The following is a 14,773-nucleotide window of genomic DNA, read 5'->3' on the forward strand; positions in this document are numbered from 1 at the left end:
GAATCAGGCAGTCGCCGATCCCGATGCGATGACGCATCGCCAGATCCTCGAAGCCCTCACCGGTCTGCTGGCCGCGCTGTTCACCGCGCTGCTGAGCACCACCATCGTCTCGACCGCATTGCCGACCATCATCGGTGACCTGAAGGGTTCGCAGACCGCGTACGCCTGGGTCATCACCACCGCCCTGTTGGCCAACGCCGCGTCGACGCCCATCTGGGGCAAGCTCGCCGACCTGTTCAACAAGAAGGTCCTGGTCCAGAGCTCGATTCTGATCTTCGTCGCGGGCTCGCTCATCGCCGGCTTCGCGCACAACGTTCCGGTGCTGCTCGCCGCACGTGTGGTGCAGGGCATCGGCATGGGTGGCCTGACGGCACTCGTCATCGCCATCATCGGAACCATCGTCTCCCCGCGTGATCGTGGCCGCTATTCCGGTTACACCGGTGCCGTCATGGCCGTATCGATGTCCGGTGGCCCCATCCTCGGCGGCGTCATCGTCGACAGCCCCCTCGGGTGGCGCTGGTGCTTCTTCGTCTGCGTCCCGTTGGCTGTCATCGCCCTCGGCCTGCTGCAGAAGACGCTGCACATCAAGACCGTCCGCAAGGACAACGTCTCCATCGACTGGCTCGGCGCACTTCTGCTGACCGCAGGCGTGTCCGTTCTCCTCGTGTGGGTTTCGTTCGCAGGCAAGGCCGACTACTACGCCTGGATCTCTCGTGAGACCGCGTACCTCGTCGGCGGCGGAGTTGCGCTGCTCGTCCTGACGATCATCGTCGAGGCTCGACACAAGTCGCCGATCATCCCGCTCAAGATCGTCACCGAGCGCACCACCGGCCTGGCCATCATCGCATCCATCGCCGTCGGCGTCGGCCTCTTCGGAGCCACCACGTTCCTCGGCCAGTACTTCCAGACTGCTCGCGGCTACACCCCCACCGAGGCTGGATTGCTGTCCATCCCACTGGTGTTCGGCATGCTCGTCGCCTCCGTGGGCTCCGGTCAGCTGATCACCAAGTTCGGTCAGTGGAAGCCGTTCATCGTCACCGGCTCCATCCTGCTGGTCATCGGATTCCTGCTGCTGGGCACCATCGACCACGCCACCAGCCCGGTGACGGTCGGCATCTTCATCACCATCGTCGGTCTCGGTACCGGCATGCTGATGCAGAATCTCGTTCTCGCAGTGCAGAACACGGTCAGTGTGCAGAACGTCGGTGCAGCATCGTCGACGGTCGCCTTCTTCCGTACCTTCGGCGGAGCGATCGGCGTCTCGGTTCTCGGTTCGCTGCTGGCAACCCGGGTCGCCGAGAAGTCGGCAGCCGGTCTGGCGCAGCTCGGTGTGGACGGTTCGGCCGGAGGCGGCGGATCGCTCGACCTCACGGCACTGCCTGCTCCGATCGTCAGCGTCATCCGCACCGCATACGGCGACGCGACCGGACGCATCTTCATGATCGCCGGCTTCGTTGCGATCGTCACGCTCATCGCAGTGGTCTTCATCCCGAATCGCCCGCTGCGCAAGACGATCGACATCGCGTCGGCACCGGCGCAGGGACCCGTCGCCGATCTGGACAAGACCGATCTGGAGAGCAGTGCCCAGCAGCCCGAGCGTGGGGAGCAGCTCGCCGAGATCCCGTCCTTCGGGGCGACTCAGGATTACGTCGGAGCGCAGTACGGCAACGAACGTCGCTTCGAGCGTCGCAACGAAGGTCGCCACGAGGCTCAGCCGGGTCAGCGTCCCTTCGATGGACTGAGCACCGATGCCCGTGATCGACTGCTCACGCTGCTGCTGCCCCAGCCCGAGGACACGTTGACCGCTCTCGACGAGGCCGAGGCCATTCGCGCCGAGGTGATCGAGCTGCAGCAGGAACTCGACGCCAAGATGCTCGACTTCGATGCAGTGTGCGAGCGACTTCGTCGACTCGGACTCAGCGAGCAGCAGGTGGCTCGGGTGTTGGGAGACAACCACATTCCCGACAGCCACAATCACTACGCCAACGCCGGACTGAACGGCCACAGCGTCAACTGATCCGACTCGGAACAGCGAAAGGCCCCGCACACCCGAAAGGGAGTGCGGGGCCTTTCTCGTTCGCCTACCGGCTACTACTACCGACTACTACCGGCCGGGTATGTACTTGAGCGCTTTGACGAAGGGAGGCATGATCTTTGCCCACAGCTTCGGCGGAAGTCCGCGCGGGCCACCGAGATTGAGCAGGCGGGTCGTCGCGATGGTCTGCGGCTCGGTGTACTTGAGCAGTCCCTCGTTTCCGTGCCTGCGGCCCATTCCGGAGACGCCCATTCCGCCCATCGGCGCACCGGTGGTGCCCCACGTCGGCGCGTAGCCCTCGTCGACGTTGACCGTGCCCGCGTGCAGACGTGCCGCAATGGCCTCGCCCTGCGCCTTCGTCTTGGCCCAGACGCTCGCGTTCAATCCGTAGTCGGTGTCGTTGGCCTTCGCGATGGCCTCGTCGACGTCGACGACGGGGTAGATCGACACCAGCGGCCCGAAGGTCTCGGTCGCCGCGCACTCCATGTCCTCGGTGACGTTCGTCAGCAACGTCGGCTCGTAGAACAGCGGGCCGATGTCGGGACGCGCCTTGCCGCCCGCGACGACGGTCGCACCCTTGACTTTGGCGTCGTCGACGTGCGCCGAGACCGTCTTGATCTGGTCCTCGGAGATGAGGCTGCCCATTTCGATGCCGAACTCGTAATCGGCACCCACGGTCATGTTGCGTACCCGCTGGCCGAACTTCTCGGTGAACTCGGCGGCGATCGACTTCTCGACGTAGATGCGCTCGATGGAGATGCAGAGCTGACCGGAGTTGGAGAAGCAGGCGCGCACTGCCGCGTCGGATACTTCCCGCAGGTTCGCGCCCTTCGCGACGATCATGGCGTTCTTGCCGCCGAGCTCGGCGGAGAAACCGATGAGTCGACGCCCCGCCTGCTCGGCCAGGAGCTGACCGGTGGCCGTGGAGCCGGTGAACATGACGTATTCGGTGTTCTCGACGATTGCGGTGCCCACCACCGAGCCGGGGCCGGGGACCACGGCGAACAGGTCGCGGGGCAGACCGGCCTTGTAGAGCAGCTCGACGCAGGCCAACGCGCAGTACGGCGTCTGGCTGTCGGGCTTGAGCACGACGCCGTTACCGGCCAGCAGCGCCGGAATGGCGTCGGACACCGCGAGGGTCATCGGGTAGTTCCACGGCGAGATGATTCCGACGACGCCCTTGGGCTGGTACCGAACGCGAGTCTTGGTCAGCACGGGAAGCATGCCGGTGACCTTCTTCGGGGCCAGCAGTTTGGCGGCCGTGCGTGCGTAGTGCCGCGAGGTCATCGAGATGTCGAGGACTTCCTCGAGGGCGGCGGCGCGGGACTTGCCAGTCTCGGCCTGCGCCATGTCCATGAGCTCGTCGCGGTGCGCGAGCACCAGGTCGCGGTAGCGGTGGAAGATCTCTGCGCGCTCGGAGACCGGACGCTTGGCCCAGGCCGCCTGAGCGGTACGGACGCGCGCGATCGCAGCCAGGGCATCTGCAGCCGTACCGACCGGAATGGTCGCCAGCTCCTTACCGGTGAACACCTCGGTGATCGTCTTGGTGGGACGCGAGTCCGCGTCGGGAATGGCGATGAGATCAGCGAGCCGGGAAAAGGTCGCAGTGGACGGAGCAGGCATTTTTGCATCCCTACTGATGAGTAGTGTTCGGAGTAACAGACAACCTACCTGGTCTTCGGCTCAGTTCACAGGGCCGATGTTCCCTGGCCCTGTGGCACGATGGGCGGTGGTCTACTCCGACGTCGGGGCGTTCGGAAGCAACAGGGTGGGGAATCCATGCGCAAGGCACTAGTTCTGGCCGGAGCAGCAGCACTGATGGTGGCATTCGCGGGGTCTGCGCAGGCAGATCCGCTCCAAGATTTCATTGCTCCGCCGAGCGAGCCGGCTGCGTATCTCCCCACGTCACTCGGCGATCCGTGGTTCGATCCGCCGGCGGGATACGAGAATCTCGTGCCCGGCACTGTCCTCGCTCGACGCGATGTCGCGGTGACGCCCGAGGCCTCGTCCGTCCAATTGCTTTTCCGCTCCACCGATTCGAAGAATCGTCCCATCGCAGCGGCGACGACGGTGCTGACTCCCACTGCGCCGTGGACCGGTGGTGGAGATCGCCCTGTCATCGCATACAACGAGGCGACGGATTCACTCGGCAACACGTGCGCGCCGTCGTACACCCTCCCGCGGGGCAACAACAAAGAGATCGATCAGGTCCGGATCCTGCTCGGCCGCGGTTACACCGTGGTGATGACGGATTATCAGGGGCCGCGTCAGGCTTATTCGGCCGGTCTCGTGTCGGGGCACACCGTGCTCGACGGTCTGCGTGCCTCCCGGACTGCAGGCGTGAGCGCGGATGCGCCCATCGGCATCACCGGATATTCCGGCGGTGCGATCGCGTCGGGCTGGGCGGCGCAGTTGGCACCCGAGTACGCACCCGAGCTGAACATCGCCGGAGTTGCGTTCGGCGGTCCGCCGACCGATTACAAGATTCTGCAGACGTCGCTCAACGGTCAGATCGGATCGGGCTTGTTTACTGCGGCGACGATCGGACTGTCCCGGGAGTACCCGGAGATGCGGCAGCTCGCCAACGACAACGGCAAGCGACTGGCGCTGGCACAGAAGGATCAATGCGTGGATGTGTTGTCCTACAGCGGACTCCTGCTGTTGGACCAGCGAAATCTCTCCAACGTCCCGGACGTCTTCGCGCATCCGATCACCACGGCCGTCGTCGAGGAAAACCGCATGGGCCAGACGAAGCCGGACGCGCCGGTGTACATCTACCAGGGCCTGCAGGACTTCCTCATTCCCAAAGAAGGTGCCGAGGCCGTGCAGGATCAGTGGTGTGCAGCGGGAGCGTCGGTGCATCTGGAAGAGGTGCCCGGCGACCATTCACAGGCCCAGACCAACGGCCGTCCCGGTGCCTACGATTGGTTGGCGCAACGCCTGGCCGGTGTGCCGACCTCGGGTTGCGAACGTGTGATTCGCTAGAGGTCGGTAACGGATCGTTTTTTCGTCTTGACCCTCACGTCACGGGAGGCAGCACAGTGTCCTTCGTGAGTGATTCGTCCGCGAACAGTTCGGTTGACGTCCAGGTCGGTATGCAGGTCGGCGCGGTCTCGAAGTTGGTGGGTGTCAGCGTCAGAACGCTGCATCACTACGACGAGATCGCGCTGGTGGTGCCGTCGGGCAGAACCCCCAAGGGCTATCGAACGTATTCGTCGGCCGATGTCGAACGGCTGCATCAGGTACTGACCTACCGCGAGCTCGGGTTCCCACTCGACGTCATTGCAGCGTTGCTCGACGACCCGGCGGTCGATGCCATGGCGCATCTGCGGCGGCAGCGAGAGTTGTTGAACGAGCGGATCGATCACTTGCACGCAATGGCTGCGGCCGTGGACAAGATGATGGAGGCGAAGAAGATGGGTATGCAATTGACTCCCGAGGAGCAGCGAGAGATCTTCGGCGACAACTGGACCGGCGAGGAATACGCCGAGGAGGCCGAGCAGCGATGGGGCGAGACCGACGAGTGGAAGCAGTCGCAGCAGCGGACGGCGTCGTTCACCAAGGACGATTGGAAGGCCGTCAAGGCCGAAACGGATCTGCTGGAAGCGGATCTCGCGGCCGCGATGCAGCGGGGCGTGTTGCCGGATTCCGCCGAAGCCGGGGTACTGGCCGAACGTCATCGGGCGTCGATCGAGCGGTACTACGACTGCGGCTACGAGATGCAGGTGAACCTGGCGGAGATGTACATCGCCGACGAGCGATTTGCCAAGCACTACAACGGTATCGCCGACGGTTTGGCGCAGTATCTCCGTGACGTCATCGTCGCGAACGCCGCTCGTCAGGGCTGACTCGTCTCGATCCGCACCCCTTTTCGGAATCCGCGCCTCCTGCAGGGGGTGCGGATTCCGACCCGGGGCGTAGATATCCGGGCGAACGCTGCTCGTCAGGGCTGACGCGAGCGGCAGGCGGCATTCATCTGCCAATCCCAGTGCCCTGAGAACGGTTGTAGTGCTTGCGCTTTCATCGAACTCCCGTACGGATCAGACACTCAACAGACTGCGGGCATTGTCGGATGTGACGGCGCGCCAGTTCTCCAGTCCACCGTCCGCGGCACCGGCGTCGAGCGATCGCAGTTGTTCTTGCACAGCGGCGATCGGCGTGAAGCAGTAGTCGCTGCCGTACACCAGACGATCGGGCCCGGCCGCCGACAGCAATGCCGGCAGCTGCCGCGGAACCGGCGTACCGGCGAGGTCGAACCACAAGCGCTGCAGTACATTCGGCGTCGACGGGGTACCGAGACCGACCTGCGTCCGGAAGAAGTCGACCCGATCCGCCAACAGCGGCAGCACTCCGCCGCCATGAGTGAACACCCAACGGATGTGAGGGAACCGATCGACCACGCCCAGCAAAATCAGGTCGACGACGGTTCGTGCTGTGTCGAAAAGGAATTCGACCATCGGAGCGGGCCTACCGAGCTCTACCGCAGCTGCATTCGGCGGCGAGGTGGGATGCACGAAGACCACCGCCGAACGCGCATCGAGCGCGGTGAGCAGTGGCGTCAGCACCGCGTTGCCCAGATACATGCCGCCGGCGTTCGACATCACGGTGACCCCGTCGGCACCGAGCTGATCGAGAGCCCGAATGGCCTCGACCGTCGAGTCGACGACGTTCGGAAGGGGCAGCGACGCAAAGAATCCGAGGCGTGGCTGACCCTGGACAACTCCGACTCCGAAGTCATTGACCCGTCGGGCCAGATCGGAAGCCTGGCCGTCGTTGCCGAAGTGCACCCCAGGGCTCGACACGGACAGGATCGCCCTGTCGATCCCACACCGGTCCATCATCTGCAGATGCTCGGTCACCGACCAGGACGGCCACTTCGGCATGCCGTCGGGAAAGACGATGCCGGACGCGAGCGCTTCCCGCAGGTAGAAGTCGGGGACCATGTGCGAGTGCACGTCCACTACTCCCCCGGCGGCAGGCTTCGGTGACGCCGACGCGGTCGCTGCGGACAGGGCGACGCCCGAGAGCGTGGCTGCACCGAGCGCGCCGAGCAAGGTTCTGCGGTCGATCACGGTCTACGTCCTTGTCGTCGACACCACCCGGTTCGAACTGACGCTATCGTCACATATGAGATTATCCGCAGTCAACGGTGACTTGTACCAACTGATGGAGGACTAGCATGGCGCGATGACGACCGAACGTACGAAGCCCAGTCCTGCGCAATTTTTGGGGTACTCGTTCGGTCGGGTGCTGCCCCCGTCGATGCAGGATTGGGTCCGAAACGACCTCGTCGGCAACGGTGCCCAGGTGCGCTACCTGGCTCGATTCACGGTTCCCGTCATCCCGTTGCTGCTGCTGTTCCTGCTGATTCCCGGCCCGCTGTGGATGTCGCTGGCGATGATGGCGTTGCTGTTCATTCCGCTGGTGTACTTCGCGATAGCGCTGATGAACGTCTATCGGCGGCACCGGTTGCTGATTCACGGCCTCGATCCCCAGTTGATCAACGCCAAGGCGCAGACACGTGTCGACCGCACCCGGGACGACTACGAGCGACGGCACGGCCGCGGCTGACGATCGGACGTTAGTCTTCTGCGCATGACTTCACCTGTGGAATTCAAAGCAACCGCTGATCTGGCCGACGAGATCGGTCCCGACATCCGCAGCTGCGACACCCAGTTCATCCAGTTCGGTAAGCACACCGAGTTCGCCGGACCCATCACCACCATCCGCTGCTTCCAGGACAACTTGCTGGTCAAGCAGACGTTGAGCGAGCCCGGCAACGGCGGCGTTCTCGTGGTCGACGGGGACGCCAGCATCCACACCGCGCTCGTCGGCGACATCATCGCCGGACGGGGTGTCGACAACGGCTGGGCAGGCGTCATCGTCAACGGCGCTGTGCGGGACTCGGCGATTCTGCGCACCCTCGACATCGGCGTGAAGGCACTGGGGACGAACCCACGCAAGAGCACGCAGACGGGATCGGGCGAGAAGAACGTGCCGGTGACCTTCGGCGGCGTCACCTTCACCCCCGGCGAGATCGTCTACAGCGATCACGACGGAGTGGTCGCAGTCTGATCCGACGCGAAAGGGACGGCCGCGGTGCCGTCCCTTTCTGTTGCGTCTTGTACGACGTCGGTGCTACTTCACGAACGCGAGAAGCGCGTCGTTCACTTCCTGGAAGTGTGTCCACAGCAGCCCGTGGGGTGCGCCGTCGACCTCGACGTACGTTGCCTCCGGGAACGCCTCGTGGAACGGGCGGCCGGTGGAGTCGATCGGCAGGATGTTGTCGGCCGTGCCGTGCAGGATCAGCGTCGGCTTGCCCGATTCGCGGACCTTCGCGACGTCTCCGCGAAAGTCTTCGAGCCAGGTGGGCACGACGGCATAGGCCGCGACGGGCGCGCTGGTGGTGGCGGTGTTCCAGCTGGCGCGCACGGTGGCCTCGCTGATGCGGCTGCCGAGGTTTTCGTCGAGGTTGTAGAAGTCCTTGTAGAAGTTCTCGAACCAGGTGAAACGATCCTCACGCGCTGCGGTCTCGATGCCGTCGAACACCGACTGCGGAACGCCGGTGGGGTTGTCGTCGGTCTGTAGCAGGAACGGCTCGAGCGAGGCGAGGAACGCGAACTTCGCGACGCGATCCGTGCCGTACTTCGCCGCGTACCGCGCGAGTTCACCTGTGCCCATGGAGAATCCGACGAGGATGACGTCGTTCAGGTCGAGCTCGGTGAGTACCTTGTCCAGGTCTGCAGCGAAGGTGTCGTAGTCGTAGCCGACGGTGGGCTTGCTCGACTGCCCGAATCCACGGCGGTCGTAGGTGATGACGCGGTAGCCGGCATCGAGCAGCGCACGCGACTGGCGCTCCCAGGAGTTGCCGTCGAGCGGGTAGCCGTGAATGAGCACGACCGGCTGGCCGGAGCCGTGATCCTCGTAGTAGACCTCGACGGGGGTGGAGTTCTCGGTTCCGACGTTGATGTACGCCATGATCCTGCCTTCCTGCGTCCTGAGCATCGAGCGGGAGAACGGTCGTTCTCTCCGTGTGTGGACTACTGTAGAGAACGTTGGTTCTCTCGGCAAGGGGTAAGCGATGACCAGTACGGAAATCGGACGGGCACAGGTGGTGAACGCCGCGGACGAACTGTTCTATTCGCGCGGCATCCAGGCCGTCGGCATGGATGAGCTGCGCACCGCAGCGGGAATCTCCCTCAAACGCATGTACACACTGTTTCCGTCCAAGACGGCCATCGTGGCCGAGGTCCTCCGTGGCCGCACTGCCCAGTGGAACGACGGGATCCGCGCCGAGGCGGATCGGCACGACACGCCACGCGGAAAGCTGTTGTCCATCTTCGACTTCCTGGATCGATGGTTCCGAGAGGACGACTTTCGCGGGTGCGCGTTCATCAACTCCTTCGGCGAACTGGGTGCAACCATGCCCGAGGTCGCCGACGCCGCGCATCAGCACAAGAAACGTTTCATCGAGTACGTCACCGCCTTGGCCGTCGAAGACGGATGCGAGCCGGCCGTCGGTCTGCAAATCGCACTGCTCGCCGAGGGTGCGCAAACCACCGCCGCCATCACCGAACTGGCCGAATCCGCCTCTGCAGCAAAGACTGCGGCCGAGGTTCTCTTGAATTCGAGCGCGAAGTGACCGGCATCGCGGATCACTGACATTTGACACTGAAATTGTCCGTTTCGGGACGTTAGTGTCGAATCCATGAGCAAGCTACGAGTCCTCGCCGCCCTCACCGTCTCGACGTCCCTGCTGGTCAGTGGATGCACGTCGTCCGACGAGCCCTCAGCCGTGCAGACGACCTCTACGACGACGTCGAGTGGGAGCATCAGGACCGACGACGTCCAGGCGGCTCTGGACGCCCTGGTCGATGCAGGGTCCATCGCCGCCGTCGCGCAGGTGCGCGACGGCGAGGATTCCTGGTCGGGAGCGGCAGGACTCGTCGAGCGTGATGGCACCGAGCCGGCGGGTGCCGATGATCCGGTGCGCATTGCAAGCGTCACCAAGTCGATGGTCGCCGCCGTGGTACTCCAGCTCGTGGACGAGGGAAAGCTGCAGCTCGATCAGCGGGTCGACGAACTCCTTCCGGGCCTGCTGCCCAAGTCCGTCACCGTCCGACAACTGCTCGACCATACGAGCGGAATACCCGACTACCTCACCGGACTCGATACGGCGCAGCAGATCGCTTCTGGCGCCGATGATTCCGTCACCGATGATGAGCTGATCTCGCAGGCATCGGCCATGCCGTGGACAAGTGAACCGGGCCAGGAGTTCAGCTACTCGAACACCAACTACGTTCTACTCGGGCGGATCGTGGCCGATCTCGATGGGAAGCCCGTCGGACAGTCGTTGCAGGACAGGATCTTCGAACCTCTGCAGATGCCCGACACCACTTACCCCACCGACGCTGTTATAGCCGGCGACGCACTGCACGGCTACGTGCTGGAGAACGGGATCTACACCGACGTCACCGAGTACGACGCGAGTATCTGGTCTTCCGCTGCTGCAGTGGTCTCCACGGTCGGCGATCTGAACACCTTCTTCAGAGCGCTGTTCGACGGCATGCTCATCCCGCAGAATCTGATCGACGAGATGCAGGTCCTCACGCCGTCCGCGTATGGACTCGGACTGCTGCTCGGCGGCGATGCCTGCAATCCCGGTTCCGGGGAACTGGTATTCGGTCAGCGCGGCAACGGCTTCGGCTACAGCACTCTCGCGTTCGCGAGTCCGGACGGGGAGCGCCAAGTCGCACTGTCGTGGACCTCCGCGGCACCTGACCCCGCAACCGATCCCCTGTTCCAGTACGCCAGCGCCGCGCTCATTGCCGGACTCGAGTCGACCTGCCCCGCCTAGCGGCTACAGCACACTCACCCAGCCGTGCACTTCGTCGCTCGTGAGTGCAGCCTGGTGACGCTTCCGCAGAGTGAGCGTCACCGGGCCCGACTCCTTGGTTCCTATTGCGCGGCCGTCGATTTCGTATACCGGGGCAACCCCGGCCGACGTGCCACACACGAAGGCCTCGTCGGCGATGTACAGCTCGGTGAGGTCGACGGTGCGCTCCTGAACCGTCATTCCTTCTTCGCGCGCAAGGGTCAGGATGGTTCGACGGTTGATGCCATCGAGAATGTCGCTGGTGACGTCAGGCGTGATGAGCACTCCGTTTCGGACGAGGAAGATGTTGGCGGCACTGAGCTCGCAGACGTGTCCGTTGATGTCGAGGAAGATGCAGTCGTCGAAACCGCTGTCGATCGCATCCTGTTTCGCCAGAACGGAATTGACGTACGCACCGTTCACCTTGGCGCGGGAGGGAATGGCGTAGTCGGGAATGCGACGCCAGACACTTGTCTTCAACCGCATGCCGTCCTGCGGGACAATGGGATTGGCGTCGTAGAGGAAGATCGACACTGTCGTGTGCAGGCCACGGACCCGTGTTCCGGGAATGGACTCGTCGACGTGGACGGTTGCCCGCACGTAGACCTCGTCGGTCGGGGCGTTGGCGGCGATCACGTCGCGTGTCGCCTGTACGAACCGCTCGAACGTCCACTGTGACGCGAACGTGTCGATACCGATGATCTTGCAGGACTCGACGAGTCGCTGGTAGTGATCGAGCAACCGGAAAGCGGTGCGCCGATCTCCGTCCACCTGCACCGGAAACACGGTGTAGACACTCAGGCCGTAGAGGACGGCCGAGGTCGCGACCCCGAGTGTCGCGTCCTGCGCATCGACCAGTCTGTCGCCGAAATACACCTTCGAGTGCGGGAGTGCCATGCGGCGATGCTAGTCGCCCGGTGAGACCAAGCGACAACGCTTTTACTTCTCTATGGTCGAGTACATGAACGAACGCACAGTATCCTGGCCACCCCTTGGTCGTTCCGCAGGCTCCACTCCCGCCCGCACACTCTGGAACGACGGCCCCGAGGTGGGTGCCATCGGCTTGGGCTGCATGGGAATGACCTGGGCATACAAGGCAGACGACCAGACGGAGTCCCCCGATCGCGTCATCGGGCACGCCTTGGACCTGGGTGTGAACTTCATCGACACCGCCGATGTGTACGGACCGTTCACCAACGAGGAAGTCGTCGGCGCAGCCATCGGCAGTCGACGCGACGAGGTGGTGCTCGCGACCAAGGGCGGATTGACCTCCCACATCGGCGACGCCGGAGAGCCGGTCATTTCCGGCCCCAACGGCAAGCCCGAGCATCTGCGGTCTGCCATCGACGATTCGCTCCGACGGTTGGGCGTCGACCACATCGATCTGTATTACCTGCACCGTCCCGATCCCGAGGTCGACGTCGAAGACAGCATCGGCGCGATGGCCGAGGCCGTGCGGGCCGGAAAGGTTCGCGCACTGGGTGTTTCGGAGTTCACCGTCGAGCAGCTCGATCGGGCTCAGCGGGTGCATCCGATATCTGCTGTGCAGTCGGAGTTGTCGTTGTGGACACGCGACCACCTGGCAACCTCGTTGACATGGACGAAGGACAACGGTGCCGCCTTTGTGCCGTTCTCACCGCTGGGCCGAGGGTTTCTGACGGGCAACTTCCGCGGAACCGCACCCGCTGCAGATGATTTCCGCTCTCGACTGCCGCGTTTCAGTCACGACAACCTCGATGCGAACCTCGTCATCGTCGACGCCATCGCGGCCATCGCCGACGAGCTCGGTGCGACGCCTGCGCAGGTGGCCCTGGCATGGGTGCTGGCGCAGGAAGAGCACGTGGTGCCGATTCCCGGCACTCGCCGCACTTCACGTCTGGACGAGAACGCCGGTGCCGCCTCGCTCACGTTGAGCTCCGAGCACCTCGCCGCGCTCGACGCATTGCCCGAGCCCGCTGGTGGCCGGTATTGAGATAGCGCAGGTCGATCCGTCGACGGATCGGTTGTCGGCCGAGAAAATCCTGGCCGTACAGAGGAGTGCGTACGCTGTCGAGGCCGAGCTCATCGGCGACGACCGCATCCCACTACTGCACGAGTCGGTGGATGATCTGTGTGCAGCACAGGTCCACTGGCTCGTCGCGCTTGATCTGGACGAAATCCTCGGTGCCGCAGCGTGGTCCGGATCCGAGATCGACCGTCTGGTGGTGGCTCCGCACGCACATCGCCAGGGCATCGGTCGCGGTTTGGTTACCGCGGCACTGAATTGCATTGCCGGAGAACGTGTGCTGGTGGCTACCGGGCGAGACAATGCCCCGGCCCGTCGCCTGTACGAGTCACTCGGCTTCGTGCACAGCCAGAATCAAGAGGTGTTGCCGGGACTGTGGCTGGCCCGCTACGAACTCAACCGTTGATCTGTATCGGGCTTACGCGGGCGAGCGACGAACCATATCAGTGCGCCTGAGATGGGCATCAGCAACACGAGCAGACACCACCAGAACGCGGATCCCCGACGAGCCTGATTGCTCCGAAGAATCGACACCCATGCGACACCGACGAGTAGCAGCCACAACACGATCCCAGCCATCCATGCGAGATCGAACCATAACGGCAGAGCCGGGTTACCGTCAGCATCCATGGTCTTCCGACTCCTTTCACCTCAGGGCAAGACTAGCCACGACGCAGGCATAAGGTGCGACCATGACTTCTGCCGGCGGCGCGATTGCATTGGCTCTCTTCGGCATTGCTCTCGTGTCGATCGTCCGTGACACAGGCTCCAACTGGCTCATCAAGCTGGCATGGGTAGTGGTGACACTGATCCTGCCCATCGTCGGCCCGATCCTGTGGTTCGCAGTCGGGAAGCGCTATCCGTATGGGGTGAACGGCGGCAACAGCTGAGAGTTCAGTGTCCAGTCGCATTGCGTAGGTCGATGTTGATCAGATGGCTTACCTGGTCGCGGAGCCATTCAACCGTCTGCGGGTTGGGGGCGGGTGTGTGGGCCAACAGCGTTCAGCGAAGTCGGGTTGCTGCGGTCAGATCGAACTGCACCAGGATGTCGGGAAGACTGGGCCACGGCGAGCTCTACACCACGCGGTCGAACTCACTACTCTCGACGATGCGCGGCAGAGCGGCATCCTCGAACATCACCGGCCAGGCGAACCCTTGATTCTTCGGATGCACATCTGGGCGCATCAGTGCCTTCCAGACGAAGAAGACCGGCGGCGACAACTCCGCAGTCCTGCTGGCGAGAACCATCATGGGGTCACCGTACGCGGGCGCCGACTCGGGAGCCCTCCTATTTTTCGCGCACGCCGGTGCGGGCGGTCGCGATGTACTGACAACAGACAGAGCTGTGCCCAGACGCTTGTGTGGGTCGTCATGCGGGTTGTCGTGGTTCTTCGTCGCCGGTGTCGCGGGTGTTGTCGCTGTGGTGGTCGGGTGGGTAGAGCACTTCTTCTGGGTGGTGTGCGTGGTTGATCAGCCCGCGGCGTGTGGGGTCCATTCCGGTTGGTGGATGCCACAGGGTTCGGCCCGGATAGCGGTGTCCTGCTGTGGTTTTGGTGGTGGCCCACTTTCCGGGGCCGGTGCCGACGAGTGCGTGGTGCATGTCGCATCCGAAGGTGAGGGAGTCGATGTCGGTGGGTCCGCCCTCGACCCAGTCGTCGAGGTGGTGGGCTTGGCACCAGGTCGCCGGGCGGGTGCAGGAGGGGAAGCTGCAGCCGCGGTCGCGGGCGATGAGCACGATGCGTTGGTCGGCGGAGGCGATGCGTTTGGATCGGCCGAGGTAGAGGGCTCTGCCGTTGTCGTCGAAGATGGTGAGGTAGTGGTGGGCGTGCGAGGCCATGCGGATGGCGTCGCGGCTCGG

The 14,773-nt window shown here is 63.9% G+C and carries 17 protein-coding genes; 10 read left to right on the plus strand and 7 right to left on the minus strand.

Going from position 1 to position 14,773, the window contains the following annotated elements:
* Window positions 1–28 precede the first annotated feature (28 nt).
* Window positions 29–2,017, plus strand: coding sequence for an MDR family MFS transporter (locus CH266_RS15185; RefSeq protein ID WP_094715637.1), 1,989 nt, complete (start codon window positions 29–31; stop codon window positions 2,015–2,017).
* Between the two features lie 87 nt (window positions 2,018–2,104).
* On the opposite strand, the gene CH266_RS15190 is transcribed toward CH266_RS15185, so the two are convergent.
* Window positions 2,105–3,658, minus strand: a complete 1,554-nt coding sequence (locus CH266_RS15190; RefSeq protein ID WP_094715625.1) for a succinic semialdehyde dehydrogenase — start codon at window positions 3,656–3,658, stop codon at window positions 2,105–2,107.
* A 156-nt stretch (window positions 3,659–3,814) separates the two neighbouring features.
* Between CH266_RS15190 and CH266_RS15195 the strand changes: the two genes are divergently transcribed.
* Window positions 3,815–5,020: a lipase family protein gene (locus CH266_RS15195; RefSeq protein WP_032381954.1), complete on the plus strand. Its 1,206-nt coding sequence runs from the start codon at window positions 3,815–3,817 to the stop codon at window positions 5,018–5,020.
* 110 nt (window positions 5,021–5,130) lie between these two features.
* The gene (locus CH266_RS15200) at window positions 5,131–5,883 is read left to right on the plus strand and encodes a MerR family transcriptional regulator (RefSeq protein ID WP_094715638.1); all 753 of its coding nucleotides are present in this window, start codon (window positions 5,131–5,133) and stop codon (window positions 5,881–5,883) included.
* Window positions 5,884–6,075: 192 nt separating this feature from the next.
* On the opposite strand, the gene CH266_RS15205 is transcribed toward CH266_RS15200, so the two are convergent.
* Window positions 6,076–7,107 (minus strand): amidohydrolase family protein, encoded by a 1,032-nt coding sequence (locus CH266_RS15205; RefSeq protein WP_230591581.1) that lies wholly within the window; start codon window positions 7,105–7,107, stop codon window positions 6,076–6,078.
* A 115-nt stretch (window positions 7,108–7,222) separates the two neighbouring features.
* Between CH266_RS15205 and CH266_RS15210 the strand changes: the two genes are divergently transcribed.
* Together CH266_RS15210 and rraA are read left to right on the plus strand one after the other, a co-directional pair.
* Complete coding sequence (locus CH266_RS15210) at window positions 7,223–7,606, plus strand: DUF5313 family protein (RefSeq protein WP_032381953.1); 384 nt, start codon at window positions 7,223–7,225, stop codon at window positions 7,604–7,606.
* 24 nt (window positions 7,607–7,630) lie between these two features.
* Complete coding sequence (gene rraA / locus CH266_RS15215) at window positions 7,631–8,110, plus strand: ribonuclease E activity regulator RraA (protein WP_027494882.1); 480 nt, start codon at window positions 7,631–7,633, stop codon at window positions 8,108–8,110.
* A 63-nt stretch (window positions 8,111–8,173) separates the two neighbouring features.
* Here the strand turns inward: rraA and CH266_RS15220 are convergent, their stop codons facing one another.
* Window positions 8,174–9,013 (minus strand): alpha/beta fold hydrolase, encoded by an 840-nt coding sequence (locus CH266_RS15220; protein WP_032366710.1) that lies wholly within the window; start codon window positions 9,011–9,013, stop codon window positions 8,174–8,176.
* A 103-nt stretch (window positions 9,014–9,116) separates the two neighbouring features.
* Between CH266_RS15220 and CH266_RS15225 the strand changes: the two genes are divergently transcribed.
* The gene (locus CH266_RS15225; protein WP_094715626.1) at window positions 9,117–9,677 is read left to right on the plus strand and encodes a TetR/AcrR family transcriptional regulator; all 561 of its coding nucleotides are present in this window, start codon (window positions 9,117–9,119) and stop codon (window positions 9,675–9,677) included.
* Window positions 9,678–9,743: 66 nt separating this feature from the next.
* Complete coding sequence (locus CH266_RS15230; protein WP_094715627.1) at window positions 9,744–10,892, plus strand: serine hydrolase domain-containing protein; 1,149 nt, start codon at window positions 9,744–9,746, stop codon at window positions 10,890–10,892.
* 3 nt (window positions 10,893–10,895) lie between these two features.
* On the opposite strand, the gene CH266_RS15235 is transcribed toward CH266_RS15230, so the two are convergent.
* Window positions 10,896–11,807, minus strand: coding sequence for an aminotransferase class IV (locus CH266_RS15235; protein WP_176457106.1), 912 nt, complete (start codon window positions 11,805–11,807; stop codon window positions 10,896–10,898).
* A gap of 64 nt (window positions 11,808–11,871) precedes the next feature.
* Between CH266_RS15235 and CH266_RS15240 the strand changes: the two genes are divergently transcribed.
* Both CH266_RS15240 and CH266_RS15245 read left to right on the plus strand, forming a co-directional pair.
* Window positions 11,872–12,882: an aldo/keto reductase gene (locus CH266_RS15240; RefSeq protein ID WP_094715640.1), complete on the plus strand. Its 1,011-nt coding sequence runs from the start codon at window positions 11,872–11,874 to the stop codon at window positions 12,880–12,882.
* Window positions 12,869–13,321 carry a GNAT family N-acetyltransferase gene (locus tag CH266_RS15245; RefSeq protein WP_052060668.1) on the plus strand — a complete coding sequence of 151 codons (453 nt, stop codon included), beginning with the start codon at window positions 12,869–12,871 and terminating at the stop codon, window positions 13,319–13,321. Before CH266_RS15240 ends, CH266_RS15245 begins: the two co-directional genes overlap by 14 nt.
* On the opposite strand, the gene CH266_RS15250 is transcribed toward CH266_RS15245, so the two are convergent.
* Entirely contained in the window at window positions 13,303–13,545 is a 243-nt protein-coding gene (locus CH266_RS15250) for a PLDc N-terminal domain-containing protein (RefSeq protein WP_032366707.1), read from the minus strand. The genes CH266_RS15245 and CH266_RS15250 overlap by 19 nt on opposite strands.
* Window positions 13,546–13,607: 62 nt before the next feature.
* Between CH266_RS15250 and CH266_RS15255 the strand changes: the two genes are divergently transcribed.
* Window positions 13,608–13,805, plus strand: coding sequence for a PLD nuclease N-terminal domain-containing protein (locus CH266_RS15255; RefSeq protein ID WP_032366706.1), 198 nt, complete (start codon window positions 13,608–13,610; stop codon window positions 13,803–13,805).
* 184 nt (window positions 13,806–13,989) lie between these two features.
* Here the strand turns inward: CH266_RS15255 and CH266_RS25410 are convergent, their stop codons facing one another.
* Together CH266_RS25410 and CH266_RS15260 are read right to left on the minus strand one after the other, a co-directional pair.
* Window positions 13,990–14,166: a hypothetical protein gene (locus CH266_RS25410; RefSeq protein WP_176457107.1), complete on the minus strand. Its 177-nt coding sequence runs from the start codon at window positions 14,164–14,166 to the stop codon at window positions 13,990–13,992.
* A 118-nt stretch (window positions 14,167–14,284) separates the two neighbouring features.
* Window positions 14,285–14,773, minus strand: a 489-nt coding sequence (locus tag CH266_RS15260; RefSeq protein WP_141214539.1) for an HNH endonuclease signature motif containing protein, incomplete at its 5' end; no start/stop codon positions are given.

The sequence above is a fragment of the Rhodococcus sp. 06-1474-1B genome (genome assembly GCF_002258885.1).
Lineage (GTDB): Bacteria > Actinomycetota > Actinomycetes > Mycobacteriales > Mycobacteriaceae > Rhodococcoides > Rhodococcoides fascians.